Below are 20,964 nucleotides of genomic sequence, written 5' to 3'. Positions count from 1 at the left end.
TCAGCCCTCGATCGGGCGCTTGAAGTAGCCGACGAGGTTCTCGGGGTTCATCCCCGGTGCGATCTGCACCAGCTCCCAGCCGTCGGCCCCGAAGTTGTCGAGGATCTGCTTGGCGGCATGCGTCAGGATCGGCGCGGTCAGGTACTCCCACTTGGTCATGGCGCGACCCTACTCCGGACCGACCGGCCGCCGAGCGAGGTCATCCCGTGGTCGGACGCGCCGGCGCGCCGAGGCCTCTACGGTGGTGTCCCGTGGACCCTCTGCACGCCCCACGCCAGCCCTGGCGCCTCGACGAGCGGGGGCGGCGCTGGTTCGACCGCACGCTGGTCGCGGTCCTGCTGCTCCCGGTCCCGCTGATGGCGCTCAGCGGCCTCAGTGCCCGGTCGGTCACCTTCACGGTGCTCGAGCTGGTGCCGCTGCTGTGGCGCCGCTCCCACCCGGTCGCGGTGTTCGCGGCCGTGGCCGGGGTCAGTGCGCTCCAGGCCGTGGTCCTCCACGAGCCGACCTGGGGTCAGGTCGCGTTCCCGGTCGCGACCTACGCGGTCGCCCGCCACGCCGACGCCCTCGCCTCCTGGGTCGCGCTCGGCGTCGGCCTGTGTGCCGCCTGGGCCGCGACGTACTCCTGGTTCGCGCCGTACTCCGACAACGACCGCACCGGCGCCGTCTCCTACATCATCACGATGTCGGTGATCGTCATCGCCGCCTGGGCGCTCGGCACCCTGGGCCGCACCCGGCAGGCGTACGTCGCGGCGCTGGTCGAGCGCGGCGAGCGGATCGAGCACGAGGCCGCGCAGCGCGTCGCGCTGGCCGCCACCGAGGAGCGCACCCGGATCGCGCGGGAGATGCACGACGTGGTCGCGCACGGGCTGTCGGTGATCGTGGTGCAGGCCGACGGGGCGCGCTACGCCGCCGAGCACGACCCGGCGATCGCCACCCGCACCCTGGAGACGGTGGCCGCGACCGGGCGCGAGGCGCTCACCGAGATGCGCCGGCTGCTCGGGCTGCTGCGCACCGACGGCGCGACCGGCACCCGCCCGCAGCCGCACCTCGACGACATCGCGGTGCTGGTCGCGGAGGCCCAGGAGCATGCCGCGAGCGCCGGGAACGGCACCCGGATCGAGGCCCGGCTGCCCGAGCCCGGCGTACCGGTGCCGCCGGGGGTCGCGCTGACCGCGTACCGCGTCGTGCAGGAGGCGCTCACCAACGTCCGCAAGCACGCCGGCCCGGGCGCCACCGTGCGGGTCGAGGTGCGCGTCGGCACGGACGTCGAGGTGGTCGTCGAGGACGACGGACGCGGCGCTGCGTCTCCGGACGACGGCCGCGGTCTCGGTCTGGTCGGGATGCGCGAGCGGGTGCTGGTCCACGACGGCGAACTGTGCGCGGGACCCCGACCGGGTGGCGGGTTCCGGGTGTCGGCGAGGCTCCCCCTATGAATGGCCCTGTGAAGGAGGCAGTGAAGGACCCGATCCGCGTCTTCCTCGTCGACGACCAGCAGATGGTGCGCGCGGGGTTCGCGATGCTCGTCGGCAGCCAGCCCGACATGGAGGTCGTGGGCGAGGCCGGCGACGGCCGCGAGGCGCTCGAGCGGCTGGCCGCGACCCGCGCCGACGTCGTGCTCATGGACGTGCGGATGCCCCGCCTCGACGGCGTCGAGGCGACCCGCGCGCTCGCCGCCCGGCCGGGGGCGCCGCGGGTGATCGTGCTGACCACCTTCGACCTCGACGAGTACGCCTTCGCCGCGATCAAGGCCGGCGCCGCCGCCTTCCTGCTCAAGGACGCCACCCCTCCCGACCTGCTCAACGCGATCCGCTCGGTGCACGCCGGCGACGCCGTGGTCGCGCCCAGCACCACCCGCCGCCTGCTGGAGCACTTCGCCGCGGCCCTGCCCGACCCCGCGGCGAGCAGCTCCGCCCCCGACCCCCGCCTGGCCGCCCTCACCGAGCGGGAGCGCGAGGTGCTGGTGCTCGTCGGGCGCGGGCTGTCCAACACCGAGATCGCCGCCGAGCTCGTGGTCGCCGAGGCCACGGTCAAGACCCACGTGAGCCGGCTGCTGGCCAAGACCGGCTCGCGCGACCGGGTGCAGCTCGTGGTGCTGACCTACGACGCCGGGCTGGTCGGCTGACGGCGGTGCTCCCCAGTCACCGGCTGACAGCTGCGCACCGCTGTCTCCCTCCTCAGCGGCCGCAGTCGGCGCACGCGGTCGGCTCCCCCGGCCAGCCACGCCGCCGCAGCAGCGTGCCGATCGCGGTGGCCGTCGCGCAGGACCCGGCGTACACCTGACCCCAGCCGAGCCGCACCGTGTCCCGGCCGGTCACGGCGGCGGCGAGGTCCCGGTCGAGGTCGCGCGCCCGGTCGCGCACGCTCGTGTGGAACGCCCGGCCGTCGAGCTCCACCACCAGGCCCCACGGCCGGTACTCCACGTCGCGGTAGACGCGGCCGCGTCCCGACGCCCGCACCTGGCGCCCGGCGGCGGGCAGCCCGTGGGCTCGCTCGACCCGTTGCAGGTAGCCCTGCTCCAGCGCCGAGCAGGCCCCCGCCTCGAGATCGTCGAGGACCTGTTCCAGGAGCGCACGCCGCGCGAGGCGACTCCGTGCGTCGAGCGCGGTCCGCACCCGCGCCGGCGTCGTACGACGGGTGCCGACGACCTCGCACAGCACCGCCACGGCATCCAGGTCGCGCACCGACTCCGCGGCCACGTCGAGCACCGCCTCCTCGAGCCGTTGGCGCGGCGGGGAGGAACTGGTCAGCACCTTGCCCTCGAAGTCGGCCACCCGGTGCCGAACCACGCCGCGCGGCGCGGCCACCACCCGGTCGCGGTCCACCATCACGTGGATCACTGCCGGGGGCGCGGTGCCGGCGGCCACCGCGAGGGCGGAGGCGTGCGACAGCGCGGCGGGTGCCATGGCGAGGACTGCCGCCCAGTGCTGCTGGTGAGTCGTCAAGGGACCGGTGTGCTCGACGTACACCCCCGGATGGACCACCGCCCACTCGCGGCGCCTGATCCGGCGGCGCAGGTCGTGCTCCTGCAGCCCCCCACGCAGCGCCTGCGCGCGGCTCAGCACGCCGTGCTGGTGGTGCAGGAGGTCGGCGAACGGGTCCACGCCGTCACCCTCGGCGCCCCGGTGGCGACCGGCAACCGGCCGGCGCGGCGGCTGTGGAGGACAGCGGTGCTGCCCTGCCACGGGCTGACAGCCGAGCACCGCTGTCATCCCCAGGTCGTACGACGGACCACACCGCGGCCTGACGACCGCAGGCCCGCGGACGCGAAGACTCGGGGCCATGACCCAGATGCTCGACACCTCCACCAGCGTGGCCGCCAGCGCCCGCGCCCTGACCCGCACCTACGGCCGCGGCGACACCCTCGTCTCCGCCCTGCGCGGGGTCGACCTGGACCTCCCCCGCGGCCGCTTCACCGCGATCATGGGCCCGTCCGGGTCCGGGAAGTCCACCCTGATGCACTGCCTGGCGGGCCTCGACCAGCCGACCTCGGGCACGGTCACCGTCGCCGGGCGCTCGCTGGAGCGGCTCACCGACGACCAGCTGACGACGTTTCGCCGCGAGCAGCTGGGCTTCGTGTTCCAGGCCTTCAACCTGCTGCCGATGCTCACCGCCGAGCAGAACATCCGCCTCCCCCTCGAGCTCGCCGGACGCCAAGCCGACCCCGAGCGCTTCACCCGCCTCGTGGAGATCCTCGGGCTCACCGATCGCCTGAGCCACCGGCCCAGCGAGCTCTCCGGCGGCCAGCAGCAGCGCGTCGCGATCGCCCGCGCCCTGATCACCGGGCCCGCGGTGGTCTTCGCCGACGAGCCGACCGGCAACCTGGACAGCGAGACCTCCGCCGAGGTCCTCGACCTGCTGCGCCACTCGGTGCGCGAGCTCGGCCAGACGGTCGTGATGGTCACCCACGAGCTCGACGCGGCGGCGTACGCCGACGACGTGGTGGTGCTCGCCGACGGCGCGGTCCGTGCGCACCTCCTCGACCCCACGCCCGACGCGCTGGTCGCGACGCTGCGGGGCGAGCGATGAGGACCGTGCTCCTGGCCTCGCTGCGCAGCCACGCGCGGCGCTACGTCGCGGCGGTGGTCGCCGTCGTCATCGGCGTCTCGTTCGTCGTCGTGACCGCCGCGCTGTCCTCGGCCGCCAAGGAGGGCCTGGTCGCCGGGGTCGGGCTCCCCTACACCGGCGCCGACTCGGTGGTCTCGGACCTCGGCACCGACCAGGCCGCCACCATCGTGCGCCGCGCCGAGTCGGTCGGCGACGACGCCGTGATCATCGGCGACGTCACCTTGCCGGTCACCTCCGCAGACGCGGTGCTCGACCAGCGCGCCACCGTCGCGCCCCTCGCCGACGTCGCGGCCCTGCGCTGGCAGGAGCTGCGCGAGGGACGCTGGCCGCAGGGCCCGGGTGAGACCGTGGCCGACGTGAACGGCGCCAAGACCGCCGGGCTCACCGTGGGCGACCCGATCCGCATCGGCTCCGGCAGCCGGGCGCTCGAGGCCACCGTCGTCGGCATGGTCGACACCCCGGCCGCCTCGGACAGGGCCGCGCTCTACCTGCCGTGGTCGCAGCTGCAGCGCTGGTCCTCGACCTTCTACGTCGACAGCGTGGCCTACGCCGGGCCCGGCGCCGCCGAGGCCGCCCGCGGCACCGGCGCTGTGGTGCGCCCCACCGCGCAGTTCGTCCAGGAGCGGCAGGCCCAGGTGACCCGCGACGTCGACGTGGTCGCGATGCTGCTGCTGGTCTTCGCCGCGATCGCGCTGTTCGTCTCGGTGCTGGTCATCGCCAACACCTTCTCGATCCTGTTCGCCCAGCGCACCCGCGACCTCGCGCTGCTGCGCTGCGTGGGCGTCACCCGACGCCAGCTGCTGCGCTCCATCCGCCTGGAGGCCCTCGCCCTCGGCGTCGGGGCCTCGGTGCTCGGCCTCGCCGTGGGTACCGCGCTCGGCCACGGCCTGGTCGCCCTCGCCCGCACCCAGCTGGCCTCCGGGACGCTGGGCAGCTCGTGGGCGCCGCCGACGTGGTACGCCGCGGCGGGCGCGGTCGGGGTCCTCGTCACCGTCCTCGCGGCCTGGCTGCCGACGCGCAAGGTGGTCCGGGTCAGCCCGCTCGCCGCGCTGCGCCCCGACCCGGGCGTCGACGTGCGCACCGCGTCCGGACGGGTGCGCAGCGTGACCGGCCTGCTCGCGGTGCTCGGCGGCGCCGGGCTGCTCGCCGTGGCGGTCACGCAGCACCACGTGCTGGCGATGCTGGCCGGCGGCATGCTGTCCTTCACCGGCGTGCTGGTGCTCGGGCCGTGGGTCGTGCCCGCACTGGTCCGCGTCGTCGGCGCGCTCGGCCGCGGCAGCACCGCCCGGCTCGCGACCGGGAACGCCGTGCGCGACCCCCGGCGTACCGCCGCCACGACGGCCTCGCTGCTCGTCGGCGTCACGCTGACGACAGCGGTGCTGACCGGGCTGGCCAGCTCGCGCGACTCCGTCGACACCGACCTGGACCGCTCCTACCCGCTCGACCTCGCCCTCACCTCGAGCGGGGCGCCGCTGGAGGAGAGCCTGCTGGGGGACGTCCGGTCCACCGCGGGCGTCCGCGAGGCGGTCGCGCTCGACGGCGTGAGCGCCGAGGTCGACGGCGTCGGCACCATCCCGGTGCTCGACAGCGCCCCGGCCGTGTCCCTCGCCCACGACGCACGAAGGATCACCCCGGATCCTGGCGTGATCGTGGTCCCGTGGGAGCTCCTCGAGAGCGGCGAGGTGCCCGCCAAGGTCGCCGTCACCGTCGAGGGGCACACCGAGCGGCTGCGGCTGGAGACCGCCGACGGCTGGGGCGAGGCGGCACTGGTCGCGCCCGAGACGCTCGCCCGGCTCAGCGCCGACCCGCTGCCGCGCGCGGTCTGGGTGCGCGCCACCGACACCGCCGACACCGAGGACCTCGCCGGTGACCTGGGAGCGCTGGCGGCCAACGCGGGCGTCGACCTGACCAACGCCCTGGCACTGCGCGGTTGGGTGCTGCTCCAGCTCGACGTGCTGACCATCGCCGTCCTGGCCCTGCTGGGCATCGCGGTCGTGATCGCGCTCGTGGGCATCGCCAACACGCTGGGGCTCTCGGTGCTGGAGCGGGCCCGGGAGAACGCCCTGCTGCGCGCGCTCGGCCTGACCCGCCGTCAGCTGCGCCGGATGCTCGCCGCGGAGGCGGTGCTGCTCTCGGCGGTGGCCACGACCCTCGGCACGCTCATCGGGGTGGTGTTCGCCTGGGTCGCGGTGCGGACGCTGGTCGGCGGCGCGGTGGACGAGGTCGCGGTGGTGCTGCCCTGGGGCCAGCTGGCCCTGGTGGCGGTGGTCGCGGCGGTCGCCGGGCTGCTCGCGGGGGTGCTGCCTGCACGCCGGGCCGCGCGGATCACCCCCGCGGCCGGGCTGGCCCTGGACTGAGCAGCACCGCCGGCCCGCGCCCGGGTCACCCGGGCGCGGGCCGGCGCTTCTGGGGGTAGATGGTCTCGTGACGGCCCAGCATCGCCACGAACTCCGCGATCCGCCGCTCGCGCGTCTCGGCCCGCTTGATCGCGCCGAGGCGGTGGATCAGCGCGTACCGGTTCTGGCTGGTCAGCACCTCGAGCATCGCCTGCGCCGCCGGGTCGGCGGCGATCGCGGCGGCCAGGTCGTCGGGCAGCTCGGCGGTCGAGGGCGGTGCGTACGCCGCAGCCCAGCGCCCGTCGGCCCGCGCCGCCTCGACCGCGGCCCGGCCGGCGGGCATCATCCGGCCCTCCGCCTCGAGGCGCGCGACCAGGTCGACGTTGACCTGCGACCAGCGGCTGCGTGCGGTGCGCGGCGTCATCCGCTGGTACGACGTCGCCTCGTCGCGGCGCCGCGCCTGCCCGTCGATCCAGCCGAAGCAGAGCGCGTCGTCGAGCGCGGCCGCCCGGGTCAGCGCCGTGAGCGTGCCGCCCTTCTTGGTCAGCACCAGCCACACCCCCGGCGAGTCCGCGTGGTGCTCGACCAGCCAGGCCCGCCACGCCGCGGCGTCGGGCACGAGCAGCTCCTCGAGGTCCGCCATGTCCCGACCCTAGGCGCCTGCGCCGACAGCGTCGCGGGTGCGGGTGTGCGGGCGCGCGGGTGCGCGTCTATCCGCGCAATTGCTGGGAAAAGCACCGCTCCCGCCGGGCGGCCTCAGGTGGTCGGTGCAACATCCAGTAGTTCGCGGAGCCTATCGGCGGGGGTGTCCCAGTCGAGGGTCTGTCGGGGTCGGATGTTGAGGAGGCGTTCCATCTCGGCGATGTCCTCGTCGCTGACCTGGTTGAAGTCAGTTCCCTTGGGGTGGAAGTCGCGCACGAGGCCGTTGGTGTTCTCGTTGGTGCCGCGTTGCCAGGGGCTGTGCGGGTCGGCGAAGTAGACCCCGCACCCGGTGGCCAGGGTGAACGTCGCGTGCGTGGCCATCTCGCTGCCCTGGTCCCAAGTCAGCGACCGGCGCAGCGACTCGGGCAGGCTGCTCATCATCTCCACGAGTGTGGCCGCGACCGTGGCAGCGTCGTGGGTCATCGGTAGCCGCCGGATCAAGGCGTATCTGGTGGCGCGCTCGACCAGCGTGACCAAGGCCGACTTACCACCGGCACCGATGACCAGGTCGCCCTCCCAGTGGCCCGGTACAGCTCGGTCGGCGGCCTCGGGCGGGCGCTGGCTGATGTGAGCCTCGGCCCCGATCCAGGACCGGCCCCCACGCGAGGGCAGCTTCGATCGCGGCCGCCGAGTGCTACGACCCGAACGCAGCGCCTTCTCCAGCGCCAGCTCCTCACGCAACGATCCTTTGCCCTGCACGTAGAGGGCTTGGTAGATCGTCTCGTGGCTCACCTGCATATCGTCGCGCCCCGGATAGGCCCGGCGTAGATCATGACTGACCTGTTCAGGAGAGAACCGGTCGCGCAGCCGATGCAGCACCGCAGCACGCAACTCGCCGTCCTCGCCCAGCCTGACCGGTTTGGGCCGCGAGCGGCGCGCCAGCGTCATCGCCTGCGCGCCCGCGGCCTGGTAGCGGCCGTCGTGGGTATTACGCGCCAGCTCGCGTCCCACCGTGCTGCGGTGAACTCCCAACTCGGTCGCGATCCTCGCCGGGCAGCGCCCCTCACTTCGGCGGATCTGGATCAACGCCCGCCCGGCCTGTGTCAACCGCCCGTGCTGATCGACCCAATCGCCCTCGATCGAGGGCATCCTCGCCCCGACGACCCCACCGTGGCGTCCCCTGCGCATCTGCATGCCCGCGAGCCTGGCCCACTCCCGCAGTGTGCCCCGATCAATCCCGACCAGTTCCGCAGCGTGTTTGACCGACACGCCATGAGCCAACAACTCCAACGCCCGAGCACACGCGATATCGAGATCCCGCAACACAACCTCCGCAGTCGTGTTGCACCGACCAGTTGAGACCGCCCCGCAGAACAGGTACCAAACCCAGCAATTGCGCGGTTATGGACGCCCCCACCGCCGACGCACCCCGACTCACACGTACGGCGCGAGCGTCTCGCGGATCTCGTTGACCGCGAGCGCGATGAACAGCACCGCGCACAGCGCCATGAAGCCGTTCGACAGCCAGCCGTTGCGCCACTCGGGCGGGACGTCGGAGTGCGGGAGCGCACCGGCGCGGCGCTTGTTGAGCAACACCAGCAGGGTGATCGCGAGGAACGGCATGAACAGCGCGCCGAGCACGCCGTAGGTGAGGATCAGGCCGACCGGCTCGTCGAGCAGCAGGAGCAGCATCGGCGGGAAGGTCAGCCACAGCATGTAGCCGCGGAAGTAGCGGCCGCCGGTGCGGGTGTCGGGGTGCCCCGACGGCAGGTCGCGCAGGTTGCCGACGAAGTCGGCGAACATCAGGCTCACCCCGCTCCACACGCCGATCAGCGAGGAGAACGACGAGGCGAAGAACCCGATCAGGAACAGCTTGCCGAAGACCTCGCCGTAGCGGTCGTCCAGGATGTCGGAGAGCTGCACGAGCGCCTGGTCGCCGGTCTCCGCCGCGATCCCGACCGAGTGGTAGAGTTCGGCGCCGACGATCAGCATGGCGACCACGAAGATGCCGGTGACGGTGTAGGCGACGCCGTTGTCGATGCGCATCACGCGCATGAACTTCGGGGTGCTCCAGCCCTTCTCGCGCAGCCAGTAGCCGTACGCCGCCAGCGTGATCGTGCCGCCGACCCCGCCCGCGATCGCCAGCACGTTGACCACCGAGTCGTCGGGGAACACCGGGCGCAGACCGAGCACGATCTCGCCGAGGTTGGGCGTGGCCACCAGCGCCGCGCCCACCACCGCGACGAACATGACCCCGACCAGCGCGGCCATCACCTTCTCGAAGGCCGCGTAGCTGCCGAACCACACCAGCGCCAGCCCGACCAGGCCGATCACGACAGCGGTCCAGCGCAGCGAGAGGTCCGGGAAGATCGCCACCAGCGGCAGCGCGGAGGACGACATCGCGGTCGCGCCGTACACCAGCCCCCAGATGACGATGTACGGCGCGAAGTACCACGTGGTCCAGCGGCCCAGGCTGCGCCAGCCCTCGAAGATCGTGCGCCCGGTGGCCAGCGAGTAGCGCCCCGCGCCCTCAACCAGCACCACCTTGATGATCGAGCCGAGCACCGCCACCCACAGCAGCGTGTAGCCGAACTTCGCGCCGGCGACCAGCGTGGCGACCAAGTCGGCCGCACCGACGCCGGTCGCGGCCACGACCAGGCCGGGACCGATCACCTTCCAGCGCGGTGGGCGGGCGGTGTCGGCCTGGTTCCCGAGGTCGGTCATGGGCTGACGGTGCCCCAACGGGCCCGCGCCGCAACCTGGTTGACGCCGCACGCTCGGCAGGTCCTACGGTCCACGGGTGGATCCCGCAGCACCTCCGCAGCCACCGCGGCTGCTCTCCCCGGCGTACGCCGCGACGACGATCGGCATGTTCGCGCTGTGCGCCTTCGTGGCGTTCGAGGCGACGGCGGTGACGACGGTGATGCCGACCGTCGCCGACCGCCTGGACGGCGTCGGCCTCTATGCGCTGTCCTTCGCCGCGCCGCTGGCCAGCGGCGTGGTCGGCATGGTGGTCGCCGGCGGCTGGAGCGACCGGCGCGGCCCGGCGGGCCCGCTGGGCGCGGCGCTGGTGCTGTTCTCGCTCGGCCTGCTGGTCTGCGGGACGGCTCCCTCGATGGAGGTCCTCGTCGCCGGCCGGGTGCTCCAGGGGCTCGGCGGCGGGGCGCTCACCGTCTGCCTCTACGTGCTGGTCGGGCTGGTGTTCCCACCCGTGCTGCAGCCGGCGGTGTTCGCCAGCTTCGCCGCGGCCTGGGTGCTGCCCTCGCTCTTCGGCCCGGCGCTCGCCGCGAGCGTCGCGGACGCGCTCGGCTGGCGCTGGGTGTTCCTGGGCGTGGTGGCCCTCGTGGCGCTGGCCGCAGGCCTGGTCGCGCCGGCGCTGCGGCGGGTGGGCGCCACCGGCGCGGACACGCCGTTCCCGACCGCCCGGCTGCTGTGGGCGATGGCCGCGGCCACCGCCGTGCTGGCCTTCGAGCTGCTCGGGTCGCGACGCGGGGCGCTGCTCGCGCTGGCGGTGCTCGCGCTCGTGGTGGTCGTGGTCAGCCTGCGCCGGCTGCTTCCCGCCGGCGCCCTGCTCGCCGCACCCGGGCTGCCGGCCGTGGTCGGGACCCGCGGCATGCTCAGCGCCGCGTTCTTCTGCGCGGAGGCCTACATCGTCTTCGTGCTCCAGGAGCGGTGGGGGCAGACACCGACCCGGGCCGGGGTCGCGCTGATGATCGTCGGCGTCGTGTGGGCGGCGGCCAGCCAGCTCCAGTCGCGCCTGGGCCAGCGGGTCTCCGATCGGGGCGCGATGTGCTGGGGCACCGGACTGGTGCTCGGCGGGACCGTCGCGCTCGCCCTGGTCGTCGCCACGGACCGGCACCCCGCGCTCGCCGTCGCGTCGTACGTCGTCGCGGGTGCCGGGATGGGCTTCGGCTACCCCCGGACCGGGGTGGCGACGCTGGCCGCCTCCACCGACGCCGACCGCGGCTTCAACTCCTCCGCGCTGTCGATCGCCGACTCCCTGGGCGGTGCGGTCGCGCTCGCGGCGTCCGGGATCGTCTACGCGACCGCCGAGCGGGCCGGCGCCGACCCGTTCCTGGGCGTCTTCGTGCTGGCCGCCGTCCTCGCGGTGCTCGGTGTGCTCACGGCCGCGCGGACCCGCCCACCCGGCTGAGGCGCAGGCCAGGCCCAGGCTCAGGAGCCGGCCAGCCAGTCCGCGAAGGTCGTCGTGCCGCGGGGGCCGTCGCCGGTCGGACAGAGCACGCCGGAGCGCATCGCCCGACCCCCGGCGCCGGGCACGGGTACGCCGACCACCCGGCGCCCCAGCCCCCGGGCCTGCGACACCCTGCGCGCCAGGTCGACCATCGACAGCCGCTCCGGGCCGGCCAGGTCCGGGACGCGGCCGGACGGCCCGGCCTCGACGAGGTCGACGAGCGCCTGCGCCACCTCGACGGCGGCGACCGGCTGGCTGAGCATCTGCGGCACGAGCGAGATCGGGCCGAGGGGCGCGAACCCGAGCACCTGCTCGGCGAACTCGTGGAACTGCGTCGCCCGCAGCAGGCTCCATCCGACCGGCGCGGCCGTCACCAGCCGCTCCTGCAGCTGCTTGCCCTGGTAGTAGCCCGAGGCCACGTCGTCGACGCCGACGATCGAGAGCGCGACGTGGTGCCCGACGCCGGCCGCCTGCTCGGCGTCCAGCAGCGTACGAGTGACGGCGCCGAAGAACGCCTCCGCCTGCGAGCGCCGCTGGGTGCGCACGCTGGTCACGTCGACGACCGCCCCGGCGCCGTCCAGGCGCGCGGCGAGACCGGCGCCCGTGGTCAGGTCCACCCCGTGCGCGCGGGCCAGCTCGACGACCTGGTGGCCGCGCTCGCCCGCGACCTCGACGACGTGGCGGCCCACCACCCCGGTGGACCCGGCGACAGCGATCAGCATGGACCGATCCTGCCGCGCCGCGGGTGCGCATATCTGCGCAATTGCTGGGAAAAACACCGGCCGCGGCCGAATCGACGTGCTTTTCCCAGCAATTGCGCGGAAAGACCCCGGGTCAGCCGAGCGCGGAGACCAGCTCCGGCTCGGTCTTCTCGCGCACCTCGTCCTCGGTGACACCGGGCGCGAGCTCGACCAGGTGCAGCCCGTCGGGGTGCACGTCGATGACGGCGAGGTCGGTGATGATGCGCTGCACGACACCCTTGCCGGTGTAGGGCAGCGAGCACTCCTCGACGATCTTGTAGGAGCCGTCGCGGGCGACGTGCTCCATCAGCACGATGACCTTCTTCGCGCCGTGGACCAGGTCCATCGCGCCGCCCATGCCCTTGACCATCTTGCCGGGGATCATCCAGTTGGCGATGTCGCCGGCCGCCGAGACCTGCATGGCGCCGAGGATCGCGGCGTCGATCTTGCCGCCGCGGATCATCCCGAACGACAGCGCGGAGTCGAAGAACGACGCACCGCGGCGCACCGTGACGGTCTCCTTGCCGGCGTTGATCAGGTCGGGGTCCTCCTCGCCGGCGACCGGGTAGGCGCCCACGCCGAGGATGCCGTTCTCGGACTGCAGCACCAGCTCGACGTCGTCGGCGACGTAGTTCGGCACCAGCGTCGGCAGGCCGATGCCGAGGTTGACGTAGGAGCCGTCGGTCAGCTCGGAGGCCGCGCGGGCGGCCATCTGCTCGCGGGTCCAGCTCATCGGTTCTCCTCCTGGGCGCGCACGGTCCGCTTCTCGATGCGCTTGTCGGCGGCCTGCTCGGGGGTCAGCGCGACCACGCGGTGCACGAACACGCCGGGCAGGTGCACCTCGTTGGGGTCCAGCTCGCCGGGCTCGACGAGCTCCTCGACCTCCGCGACGGTGGTGCGCCCGCACATCGCCGCGAGCGGGTTGAAGTTGCGGGCGGCGTCGCGGAACACCAGGTTGCCGTGCCGGTCGCCCTTCCAGGCGCGGACCAGGCCGAAGTCGGCGACGATCGCCTGCTCGAGCACGAACTCGCGCGGGCCCTCGGCGGTCTCGAAGACCCGGACCTCCTTCGCCGGGGAGGCGACGACCACGTTGCCGGCGTCGTCGTAGCGCCACGGCAGCCCGCCCTCGGCGACCTGGGTGCCGACGCCGGTCGCGGTGAAGAACGCCGGGATCCCGGTGCCGCCCGCGCGCATCCGCTCCGCGAGCGTGCCCTGCGGGTTCAGCTCCACCTCGAGCTCCCCGGAGAGGTACTGCCGGGCGAACTCCTTGTTCTCCCCGACGTACGACGCGACGACGCGGCGCAACCGACCGGCGGTGAGCAGCAGCCCCAGCCCCCAGTCGTCGACGCCGGCGTTGTTCGAGAAGACCTCCAGGTCGCGGGTGCCCGCCTCCAGGATCGCCTGGATCGTCACCGAGGGGATGCCGCAGAGGCCGAAACCGCCGACGGCCAGCGAGGCGCCGTCGGGGATGTCGGCGACCGCGGCCGCAGCCGACTCCATCACCTTGTCCATCCCGCGATTCAAGGCAGCAGCCCCCCGGCGCGTCAACGCCGCGCGCCCCGGTCCCCGCGGATCACTCGCCCACCGGACCCCGGCACGCGGTAGCGTTCACCAGGTGAACGCGACGACCCCGCCGGTGGACGTCGTCGGTCGGACCGCCACCGTCCTGCGGGCGTTGGCCGCCCACGAGCCCGGCGGCGCCACCACCACCGAGGTGGCCCAGTGGTGCGGGCTCGCCCGCCCCACCTCCCACCGGCTGCTGAGCGCACTGGCCCGGGAGGGACTGGCCGACCGGGACCCCGGCAACGGGCGCTGGCTGCTCGGCCCGGAGCTGTTCTTCCTCGGCACCGCGGCCGCGGCCCGCTACGACGTCACGGCGGTGGCGCACCCGTTCGTACGCCGCCTGGCCGACGCCAGCGGCGAGAGCGCGTTCTTCTCCGCGCGACGCGGCGACGAGACGATCTGCCTGGTCCGCGAGGACGGCAGCTTCCCGATCCGCTCGCACGTGCTGAGCGAGGGGGTGCGCTTCCCGCTCGGGGTCGCCTCGGCCGGCATGGTCGTGCTGGCCCACCTGCCGGACGCCGAGATCGACGAGCTGCTCGCCCGCACCGACCTCACCCCCGCGTGGGGCGAGCAGCACCGCACCGAGGAGGTGCGCCGCCACATCGCGCTCACCCGCGCCCAGGGGTACGCCGTCAACCCCGGCCTCATCGTCGACGGCAGCTGGGGGCTGGGCGCGGCGGTCTTCGACACCGACGGCCGGCCCCGGTGGGCGCTCAGCATCACCGCGATCGAGCAGCGCCTGGGCCCCGAGCGCCGCCGCGAGCTCGGCCGGTTGCTGCTGCGCGAGGCCCACGAGCTGTCCCGAGCACTGCAACGCCGTGGACCCAGCGCCTACTCTTCGTGAGGTGAGCCAGACCGACACCAGCGCCGGGCGCGAGCAGGTGCGCCTGCACGTCGTCACCGGCAAGGGCGGCACCGGCAAGTCGACGGTCGCCGCGGCCCTCGCCCTCGCGCTCGCCTCGCACGGGCGCGACGTGCTGCTGTGCGAGGTGGAGGGGCGCCAGGGCATCGCCCGGATGTTCGACGTCGACCCGCTGCCGTACGCCGAGCGCCGCATCGCCACGGGCCTCGCGCACAACGAGGCCGACGACGCGCGCAGCGGGCGGGGCGGCGGCAGCGTGCACGCGCTCCACATCGACGCGGAGTCGGCGCTGCTGGAGTACCTCGCGATGTACTACAAGCTCGGGCGCGCCGGCCGGGCCCTGGACCGCTTCGGGGTCACCGAGTTCGCCACGACGATCGCCCCGGGCGTGCGCGACGTGCTGCTGACCGGCAAGGTCTACGAGGCCGTCGAGCGCAACAGCCGCAACAAGGGCGCGGTCACCTACGACGCGGTCGTGCTCGACGCGCCGCCGACCGGCCGGATCGCCCAGTTCCTCAACGTCGGCAGAGAGCTCGCCGGCCTGGCCAAGGTCGGGCCGATCCGCAGCCAGGCGGACACGATGATGACCCTCTTCCGCTCGCCGCGAACCGCCATCCACCTGGTCACCGTCCTGGAGGAGATGCCCGTGCAGGAGACCTGGGACGGCATCGAGGAGCTGCGCGCGGACGCGCTCCCGGTCGGCAGCGTGGTGGTCAACCAGGTCCGCCCCCGCGACATCCCCGAGCGCGACCTGGCGCTGGTCCGCGCCGGCGACCTCGACGAGGCGGGGTTCGGCGCCGACCTGGAGGCCGCCGGGGTCGAGGTCACCCCCGAGCTCGTGGACGCGCTGGTGGCCGAGGCACGCGACCACGCCGAGCGCCGCGCGCTCGAGGAGGCCCAACGGGCAGTGGTCGACGGCTTCGGCGTCCCGGTGATCGAGCTGCCCCGCCTGCCGGGGGGCGTCGACCTCGGCGGGCTCTACGACCTCGCCGCCCGACTGCGCGAGCAGGGCCTCGGATGAGCCCCGCACGCCCCGGTCGCACCCGCACCGGTCGCACCCGCGTCGGCCCGCTCGCCGCCCGCCCCGGCACCGCGCCGGTCCTCGACGTGGACGCGATGCTCGACGACCCCGCCACCGGGATCATCGTGTGCTGCGGCTCCGGCGGCGTCGGCAAGACCACGACGTCCGCGGCGCTCGCGCTGCGGGCCGCCGAGCGCGGCCGCAAGGTGGTCGTGCTCACCATCGACCCCGCGCGCCGCCTGGCCCAGTCGATGGGCATCGAGCAGCTCGACAACACCCCGCGCCGGGTAGTCGGCGTCGACGACGCCGCCGGCGGCAGCCTCGACGCGATGATGCTGGACATGAAGCGCACGTTCGATGAGGTCGTGCTCTCCCAGGCCACGCCCGAGAAGGCCCAGCAGATCCTGGAGAACCCCTTCTACATCGCGCTGTCCAGCTCCTTCGCCGGCACCCAGGAATACATGGCGATGGAGAAGCTCGGGCAGATCCACCACGACGCGCGCGCCGACGGCAGCTACGACCTGATCGTCGTGGACACCCCGCCGTCGCGCTCGGCCCTGGACTTCCTGGACTCCCCCGAACGGCTCTCCAGCTTCCTCGACGGCCGCTTCGTGCGGGTGATGCTCGCCCCGGCCCGCGGCCCGGCCAGGCTGATGAGCGCCGGCGTCGGGATCGTGACCAACGCCCTCACCAAGGTCATCGGCGGGCAGATGCTGCGCGACCTGCAGACCTTCGTGGCCGCGCTCGACACCGTGTTCGGCGGCTTCCGGGCGCGCGCGCAGAAGACCTACGCGCTGCTGCAGGCCGACGGCACGTCGTTCCTGGTGGTCGCCGCGCCGGAGCCCGACGCGCTGCGCGAGGCGGCGTACTTCGTCGAGCGCCTCGGCGAGGACCAGATGCCGCTGGGCGGACTCGTCGTCAACCGGGCGACGCCGACCCCGCGTGGCGAACTCTCCGCCGACGAGGCGATGACCGCCGCCGCGCGCATCCGCAAGCGCGACCCCCGGTCGCTGACCGCGGGCCTGCTGCGCCTGCACGCCGACCGGGTCCGCGCGGTGGAGCGTGAGGCCGCGCTGGGCGAGCGGTTCGCGGCGGCCCACCCGGAGGTCGAGACCGCGGTGGTGCCCGCGCTGCCCGGCGACGTCCACGACCTCGCCGGGCTGCGGCAGGTCGGTGCGTTGCTGGCCGGCCAGGCCGGCGAAAGCTGACGGGTCGGCAGCCAGGGCGATCCCGCTCGCGCGGGACCGCCGTGGCCGACGCGCCGATTCAGACGGTGGTCTGATCCGGGACCGGGGTCCCGGTGGTGCCCTTCGCGCGGGCGGTCTCCAGGACCGTGCGCCAGGAGGCCGCGGGGCGGCGGCGCAGCAGCGCACGGCGCTCGCGCTCCGTCATCCCTCCCCAGACCCCCCACTCGATCTGGTTGTCGAGCGCCTCGGCCAGGCACTCGGTGCGCACGGAGCATCCCGAGCACACCAGCTTGGCCTTGTTCTGCTCTGCTCCCCTGACGAAAAGCTGGTCAGGCGACGTCTCGCGGCACGCGGCACGCGGCGTCCAGTCCTCTACCCACATAGATGTCCCCACATCGTTCCGAGATAGGTCAACGTCCCCATGACGCCTTCCCGGGTTACCCCTCCACCATGAAGGTAGGGGGCATCTCCCCTCCCGTACAGGCCCAGAAGGACCACTGGGCATAGTCCGAATTGACTAGTCTGTGTCGACTACGACATGGGAGGGGTCGATTCAGCCCCGTACCCTGAGGTCATGTCGCAGCTCCCCTCCGAGCGCCTGCGAGCCCGCAGGCTGCTCAGCCACCTGGCCGTGATGGTGGCGGTCTCCGCTGTCCTCGGTGTCGTCGTCGCTGGTCTAGTCATCCCGTTCGCCGGGATCGCAGGGATCGGGGCGAAGAACGTCGCCGAGACCGTGGACAACCTGCCGAAGGAGCTGGAGACGCTCGCGCTGCCGCAGCGCACCCGGATCGTGGACACCGAGGGCGACACCATCGCCACGCTCTACGACCAGAACCGGGTCGAGGTCCCGCTCCACCAGATCTCGCGCACGATGGTCAAGGCGATCGTGGCCATCGAGGACTACCGCTTCTACCAGCACGGCGCCCTCGACCTGAAGGGCACGCTGCGCGCATTCCTGACCAACGCCGCCAACGACGGCGCGGTGCAGGGCGGATCCTCGATCACCCAGCAGCTGGTCAAGCAGACCCTGGTGACCCAGGCCAAGACCAAGCAGGAGCGCCTCGAGGCGACCGACCGCAGCTATGCGCGCAAGCTGCGCGAGCTGCAGTACGCCGTGGCGATGGAGCAGGCCCACAGCAAGGACTGGATCCTCGAGCGCTACCTCAACACCGTCTACTTCGGCGACGGCGCCTACGGCATCCAGGCCGCGGCGAAGAACTACTTCGACGTCAACGCCAAGGACCTCAACCTCGCCCAGTCCGCGATGCTGGCCGGGCTGGTGAAGAACCCCTCCGGCTACGACCCGACCAACGCCCCGGACCGCGCCCTCGAGCGCCGCAACATCGTCCTGGACCGGATGGCCGAGCTCAACGTCGTGCCGCGCGCCCGCGCCGAGAAGATCAAGCGCCAGGGCCTGCGCCTGGACCCCCAGCCCACCAACAACGGCTGCGTCGACTCCGCGGCGCCGTTCTTCTGCGACTACGTCGTCGAGTACCTCATGCGCGACCCTGCGCTCGGCAGCACCAAGGCCGAGCGCCGTGAGCTGCTGTGGGCCGGCGGGCTGACGATCCGCACCACCTTGGACCAGCGCTTCCAGGACGCCGCGGACGCCTCGGTCGCCACCCACGTCTACCCGACCGACTCCGCGATCGGCGGTCTCGCGATGGTCGAGCCCGGCACCGGCAAGGTCCGCGCCCTGGCGCAGTCCCGGCCGATGGGCCCGGACCGCGACAAGGGCCAGACGTTCCTCAACTACGTCGTCAAGGAGTCGCTGGGCAACTCCCAGGGCTTCCAGGGCGGCTCCACCTTCAAGGCGTTCGTGCTGGCCGCCGCCCTCGAGGACGGCCTGCCGCTGACGACGTCGTTCAACTCCCCCTCCTCGCTCACCCTGTCGGAGTCCGGCTTCGAGGACTGCGACGGCGAGCCGTACGGCTACGGCACCTGGCAGGTCGGCAACTCCACGACCTCGGGCACCAAGAACATGTACTCCGGCACGCGCGAGTCGGTGAACACCTTCTACGCCCAGCTCGAGCGCCAGATCGGTATCTGCAAGCCCTACGAGCTCGCCCGCAAGCTCGGCCTCGAGCTGGACAACCCCACCGGTGACGGGCCGGGCCAGGCCGAGCGGGTGCCGACGTTCACCCTCGGCGTCGCCGACGTCAGCCCGCTGGAGATGGCGGAGGCCTACGCGACGTTCTCCGCCCGCGGCCTGCACTGCGAGAGCCGCCCGGTCGTGAGCATCGAGGACGCCCAGGGCAACGTGCTCAAGGAGTACCCCAACCGCTGCACGCAGGTGCTCGAGCAGCGCAACGCCGACGCCGTGAACGACGTGCTGCGCGGTGTCATCGAGGGCGGCTTCGCCTCGGCCCAGGCGCTCGACCAGGACGCCGCCGGCAAGACCGGCACCACCCAGGACGGCAAGGCCGTCTGGTTCATCGGCTACACCACCGAGGTGGCCACCGCCGCGATGATCGCCGGCGCCAACGACTTCGGCACCCCGATCCCGCTGGTCGGCCAGACGATCGGTGGCGACTACATCTCCACCGCCTCCGGCTCCGGCTTCGCCGGGCCGATGTGGGGTGACGCGATGAAGGTCATCGACGACTTCACCGACAACAACACCTTCGTCTACCCCTCCGACGTGCCGGGCGCGGGCGTCACCGCGGTCGCCCCGCCGCCGGCCCCGGAGAGCGACGACAACGACCGTGGCGACGACGTCGGTCGCGACGACGACCGTGGCAACGGCGGCAACCGCGGCAACAACGGGCGCGGCGGACGCGGCGGTGGCCGCGGGCGCTGAGCCCGCCGCCAGGACCGGACAGCAACGGACCCGCACCCTCGACTCCTCGAGGGTGCGGGTCCGTCGTCGTAGCGGGGGCGGAACGCTCAGGCGGCGCCGAGCTGGCGGCGTACCTCCGCGGCCACGGCGGCACCGTCCGCGCGGCCCTTGACCTGCGGCGTCACGACGCCCATCACCTTGCCCATCGCCTTCATGCCCTCGCCGGCCGCGCCGGTCTTCTCCAGCGCCTCGCGGACCACGTCGGCGATCTCCTGCGGGGTCAGCTGCGCGGGCAGGTAGTCGGCAATCACCGCCGCCTCAGCCCGCTCCTTCGCGGCCCGGTCGGGCCGGTCGCCGTCCTCGAAGGCGACCGCGGCCTCGCGCCGCTTCTTGGCCTCGGCCGACAGCACGCCGATGACGTCGTCGTCGGTGAGCTCGCGGGCGACCTTGCCCGAGACCTCGGCGTTCGTGATCGCGGTCAGGACCATGCGCAGGGTCCCCGAGCGGACCTCGTCGCGGGCCTTGATGGCCGTGGTGAGGTCGGCACGGAGACGGTCCTTCAAAGAGCTCATGGCGCCATTGTGGCAGCCTTGTCCCATGCTCTGGACCCGCGCTCTGACGGCTGCCGCCGGCCTCGGCGCGGTGGGCGGCGCCGCGCTCACCGCCTACGCCGCGACCGAGGCCCGCGCCTACACCCTGCGCCGCGTCGAGGTGCCGCTGCTGCCCCGCGGACAGCGCCCGCTGCGGGTGCTGCACCTCTCCGACATCCACCTCACCCCGGGGCAGCAGCGCAAGCAGGACTGGCTCTCCTCGCTGGTCACGCTGCGCCCGGACCTCGTGGTCAACACCGGCGACAACCTCGCCCACCGCGACTCCGTCGCGCCGCTGGTCGACGCGCTCGGCGGCCTGCTCGACGTGCCCGGCGTCTTCGTGCTCGGCAGCAACGACTACTACGAGGCCCGGATGCGCAACCCGCTGCGCTACCTGCTGCCCGACGACGGCCGGCGCCACACCGACGTCCCCGAGCTGCCGTGGCGCGAGCTCCGCTCGCGGTTCAGCGAGGCGGGCTGGTGCGACCTCACCAACACCCGCGCCGAGCTGGGCGTCGGCGAAACGCGGTTCGCCTTCGCCGGGGTGGACGACCCGCACCTGTCCTACGACCGCCTCGACCTCATCGCCGGCCGCGCCGCCCCCGACGCCGACGTACGCCTGGGGGTCGCGCACGCGCCGTACCTGCGGGTGCTCGACCAGCTCGCCGCCGACGGGTACGACGCGATCCTGGCCGGGCACACCCACGGCGGGCAGGCGTGCCTGCCCGGCGGGCGGGCGCTGACCACCAACTGCGACCTCGAGCCGGCGCGCGCCCGCGGCCTGCACCGCCACCCGGCGGACTCCCGCCCCGGCGACCCCGGCTCCTCGTGGCTGCACGTGTCCGCCGGCGTCGGGACCAACCCCTACCTCCGGCTGCGCGTCGCGTGCCGCCCGGAGGCGACGCTGCTGACCCTCGTCGCCCGCGACTGAGCCCGATTGGGGAACCGGAGCCCACCTCCGGTATGCTCCCGTGCTTGTGAGCGGGT

At 73.5% G+C, this 20,964-nt stretch carries 20 protein-coding genes; 10 read left to right on the top strand and 10 right to left on the bottom strand.

Annotated features, from left to right (window positions below; genetic code table 11):
• Positions 1 to 159 carry a DUF4177 domain-containing protein gene (locus GFH29_RS01510; protein ID WP_153321726.1) on the bottom strand — a complete coding sequence of 53 codons (159 nt, stop codon included), beginning with the start codon at positions 157 to 159 and terminating at the stop codon, positions 1 to 3.
• Between the two features lie 92 nt (positions 160 to 251).
• Between GFH29_RS01510 and GFH29_RS01505 the strand changes: the two genes are divergently transcribed.
• Entirely contained in the window at positions 252 to 1,433 is a 1,182-nt protein-coding gene (locus GFH29_RS01505) for a sensor histidine kinase (RefSeq protein WP_153321725.1), read from the top strand.
• A gap of 20 nt (positions 1,434 to 1,453) precedes the next feature.
• The gene (locus GFH29_RS01500) at positions 1,454 to 2,122 is read left to right on the top strand and encodes a response regulator (RefSeq protein ID WP_228387870.1); all 669 of its coding nucleotides are present in this window, start codon (positions 1,454 to 1,456) and stop codon (positions 2,120 to 2,122) included.
• A 52-nt stretch (positions 2,123 to 2,174) separates the two neighbouring features.
• Here GFH29_RS01500 and GFH29_RS01495 read toward each other — a convergent pair whose 3' ends face one another.
• Complete coding sequence (locus tag GFH29_RS01495) at positions 2,175 to 3,101, bottom strand: hypothetical protein (protein WP_153321723.1); 927 nt, start codon at positions 3,099 to 3,101, stop codon at positions 2,175 to 2,177.
• Between the two features lie 178 nt (positions 3,102 to 3,279).
• Between GFH29_RS01495 and GFH29_RS01490 the strand changes: the two genes are divergently transcribed.
• On the top strand, positions 3,280 to 4,026 hold the full coding sequence (locus GFH29_RS01490; protein ID WP_153321722.1) for an ABC transporter ATP-binding protein: 747 nt from the start codon (positions 3,280 to 3,282) through the stop codon (positions 4,024 to 4,026).
• Positions 4,023 to 6,422, top strand: coding sequence for an ABC transporter permease (locus tag GFH29_RS01485; protein WP_153321721.1), 2,400 nt, complete (start codon positions 4,023 to 4,025; stop codon positions 6,420 to 6,422). Before GFH29_RS01490 ends, GFH29_RS01485 begins: the two co-directional genes overlap by 4 nt.
• A 25-nt stretch (positions 6,423 to 6,447) precedes the next feature.
• On the opposite strand, the gene GFH29_RS01480 is transcribed toward GFH29_RS01485, so the two are convergent.
• From GFH29_RS01480 to GFH29_RS01470, 3 genes are all read right to left on the bottom strand, one after another.
• Complete coding sequence (locus tag GFH29_RS01480) at positions 6,448 to 7,044, bottom strand: YdeI/OmpD-associated family protein (RefSeq protein ID WP_153321720.1); 597 nt, start codon at positions 7,042 to 7,044, stop codon at positions 6,448 to 6,450.
• Between the two features lie 113 nt (positions 7,045 to 7,157).
• On the bottom strand, positions 7,158 to 8,192 hold the full coding sequence (locus GFH29_RS01475; protein ID WP_228387693.1) for an IS30 family transposase: 1,035 nt from the start codon (positions 8,190 to 8,192) through the stop codon (positions 7,158 to 7,160).
• 285 nt (positions 8,193 to 8,477) lie between these two features.
• Positions 8,478 to 9,767 carry an Nramp family divalent metal transporter gene (locus tag GFH29_RS01470; RefSeq protein WP_153321719.1) on the bottom strand — a complete coding sequence of 430 codons (1,290 nt, stop codon included), beginning with the start codon at positions 9,765 to 9,767 and terminating at the stop codon, positions 8,478 to 8,480.
• 76 nt (positions 9,768 to 9,843) lie between these two features.
• Here GFH29_RS01470 and GFH29_RS01465 point away from each other — a divergent pair, with 76 nt between their 5' ends.
• The gene (locus GFH29_RS01465) at positions 9,844 to 11,196 is read left to right on the top strand and encodes an MFS transporter (protein ID WP_228387692.1); all 1,353 of its coding nucleotides are present in this window, start codon (positions 9,844 to 9,846) and stop codon (positions 11,194 to 11,196) included.
• Between the two features lie 20 nt (positions 11,197 to 11,216).
• Here the strand turns inward: GFH29_RS01465 and GFH29_RS01460 are convergent, their stop codons facing one another.
• The 3 genes from GFH29_RS01460 to GFH29_RS01450 all read right to left on the bottom strand — a co-directional run bounded on the left by GFH29_RS01460 (position 11,217) and on the right by GFH29_RS01450 (position 13,487).
• Positions 11,217 to 11,957 carry an SDR family oxidoreductase gene (locus GFH29_RS01460; protein WP_153321718.1) on the bottom strand — a complete coding sequence of 247 codons (741 nt, stop codon included), beginning with the start codon at positions 11,955 to 11,957 and terminating at the stop codon, positions 11,217 to 11,219.
• 112 nt (positions 11,958 to 12,069) lie between these two features.
• Positions 12,070 to 12,708, bottom strand: coding sequence for a CoA transferase subunit B (locus GFH29_RS01455; RefSeq protein WP_153321717.1), 639 nt, complete (start codon positions 12,706 to 12,708; stop codon positions 12,070 to 12,072).
• Positions 12,705 to 13,487, bottom strand: coding sequence for a CoA transferase subunit A (locus tag GFH29_RS01450; protein ID WP_153321716.1), 783 nt, complete (start codon positions 13,485 to 13,487; stop codon positions 12,705 to 12,707). The genes GFH29_RS01455 and GFH29_RS01450 overlap by 4 nt, the downstream gene beginning before the upstream one ends.
• A gap of 103 nt (positions 13,488 to 13,590) precedes the next feature.
• Here GFH29_RS01450 and GFH29_RS01445 point away from each other — a divergent pair, with 103 nt between their 5' ends.
• From GFH29_RS01445 to GFH29_RS01435, 3 genes are read left to right on the top strand one after another with little or no spacing between them, the layout of a single operon-like run.
• A complete protein-coding gene (locus tag GFH29_RS01445; RefSeq protein WP_228387691.1) occupies positions 13,591 to 14,382 on the top strand; it encodes an IclR family transcriptional regulator in 792 nt (263 codons plus the stop codon).
• A 1-nt stretch (position 14,383) separates the two neighbouring features.
• Complete coding sequence (locus GFH29_RS01440; protein ID WP_153321714.1) at positions 14,384 to 15,421, top strand: ArsA-related P-loop ATPase; 1,038 nt, start codon at positions 14,384 to 14,386, stop codon at positions 15,419 to 15,421.
• Positions 15,418 to 16,629, top strand: coding sequence for an ArsA family ATPase (locus tag GFH29_RS01435; RefSeq protein ID WP_153321713.1), 1,212 nt, complete (start codon positions 15,418 to 15,420; stop codon positions 16,627 to 16,629). The genes GFH29_RS01440 and GFH29_RS01435 overlap by 4 nt, the downstream gene beginning before the upstream one ends.
• A 58-nt stretch (positions 16,630 to 16,687) precedes the next feature.
• On the opposite strand, the gene GFH29_RS01430 is transcribed toward GFH29_RS01435, so the two are convergent.
• The gene (locus GFH29_RS01430) at positions 16,688 to 16,990 is read right to left on the bottom strand and encodes a WhiB family transcriptional regulator (protein WP_153321712.1); all 303 of its coding nucleotides are present in this window, start codon (positions 16,988 to 16,990) and stop codon (positions 16,688 to 16,690) included.
• A 192-nt stretch (positions 16,991 to 17,182) separates the two neighbouring features.
• Between GFH29_RS01430 and GFH29_RS01425 the strand changes: the two genes are divergently transcribed.
• Positions 17,183 to 19,408 (top strand): transglycosylase domain-containing protein, encoded by a 2,226-nt coding sequence (locus tag GFH29_RS01425; protein WP_153321711.1) that lies wholly within the window; start codon positions 17,183 to 17,185, stop codon positions 19,406 to 19,408.
• An 86-nt stretch (positions 19,409 to 19,494) separates the two neighbouring features.
• Here the strand turns inward: GFH29_RS01425 and GFH29_RS01420 are convergent, their stop codons facing one another.
• A complete protein-coding gene (locus tag GFH29_RS01420) occupies positions 19,495 to 19,959 on the bottom strand; it encodes a GatB/YqeY domain-containing protein (protein ID WP_153321710.1) in 465 nt (154 codons plus the stop codon).
• Positions 19,960 to 19,984: 25 nt separating this feature from the next.
• Here GFH29_RS01420 and GFH29_RS01415 point away from each other — a divergent pair, with 25 nt between their 5' ends.
• Positions 19,985 to 20,908, top strand: a complete 924-nt coding sequence (locus GFH29_RS01415) for a metallophosphoesterase (RefSeq protein WP_153321709.1) — start codon at positions 19,985 to 19,987, stop codon at positions 20,906 to 20,908.
• Positions 20,909 to 20,964: the final 56 nt, after the last annotated feature.

The sequence above is a fragment of the Nocardioides sp. dk884 genome (assembly GCF_009557055.1).
GTDB lineage: Bacteria > Actinomycetota > Actinomycetes > Propionibacteriales > Nocardioidaceae > Nocardioides.
The sequence above is the reverse complement of the archived record's forward strand: the minus strand, read 5'-3'. Positions and strand labels throughout refer to the sequence as shown.

Bases quoted from the DNA above. Each gene is read 5' to 3' on its own strand.
- GFH29_RS01510 (WP_153321726.1), bottom strand. From the start codon at position 159: ATGACCAAGTGGGAGTACCTGACCGCGCCGATCCTGACGCATGCCGCC.
- GFH29_RS01490 (WP_153321722.1), top strand. From the start codon at position 3,280: ATGACCCAGATGCTCGACACCTCCACCAGCGTGGCCGCCAGCGCCCGC.
- GFH29_RS01485 (WP_153321721.1), top strand. From the start codon at position 4,023: ATGAGGACCGTGCTCCTGGCCTCGCTGCGCAGCCACGCGCGGCGCTAC.
- GFH29_RS01480 (WP_153321720.1), bottom strand. From the start codon at position 7,044: ATGGCGGACCTCGAGGAGCTGCTCGTGCCCGACGCCGCGGCGTGGCGG.
- GFH29_RS01475 (WP_228387693.1), bottom strand. From the start codon at position 8,192: ATGCCCTCGATCGAGGGCGATTGGGTCGATCAGCACGGGCGGTTGACA.
- GFH29_RS01470 (WP_153321719.1), bottom strand. From the start codon at position 9,767: ATGACCGACCTCGGGAACCAGGCCGACACCGCCCGCCCACCGCGCTGG.
- GFH29_RS01460 (WP_153321718.1), bottom strand. From the start codon at position 11,957: ATGCTGATCGCTGTCGCCGGGTCCACCGGGGTGGTGGGCCGCCACGTC.
- GFH29_RS01455 (WP_153321717.1), bottom strand. From the start codon at position 12,708: ATGAGCTGGACCCGCGAGCAGATGGCCGCCCGCGCGGCCTCCGAGCTG.
- GFH29_RS01450 (WP_153321716.1), bottom strand. From the start codon at position 13,487: ATGGACAAGGTGATGGAGTCGGCTGCGGCCGCGGTCGCCGACATCCCC.
- GFH29_RS01435 (WP_153321713.1), top strand. From the start codon at position 15,418: ATGAGCCCCGCACGCCCCGGTCGCACCCGCACCGGTCGCACCCGCGTC.
- GFH29_RS01430 (WP_153321712.1), bottom strand. From the start codon at position 16,990: ATGTGGGTAGAGGACTGGACGCCGCGTGCCGCGTGCCGCGAGACGTCG.
- GFH29_RS01425 (WP_153321711.1), top strand. From the start codon at position 17,183: ATGTCGCAGCTCCCCTCCGAGCGCCTGCGAGCCCGCAGGCTGCTCAGC.
- GFH29_RS01420 (WP_153321710.1), bottom strand. From the start codon at position 19,959: ATGAGCTCTTTGAAGGACCGTCTCCGTGCCGACCTCACCACGGCCATC.
- GFH29_RS01415 (WP_153321709.1), top strand. From the start codon at position 19,985: ATGCTCTGGACCCGCGCTCTGACGGCTGCCGCCGGCCTCGGCGCGGTG.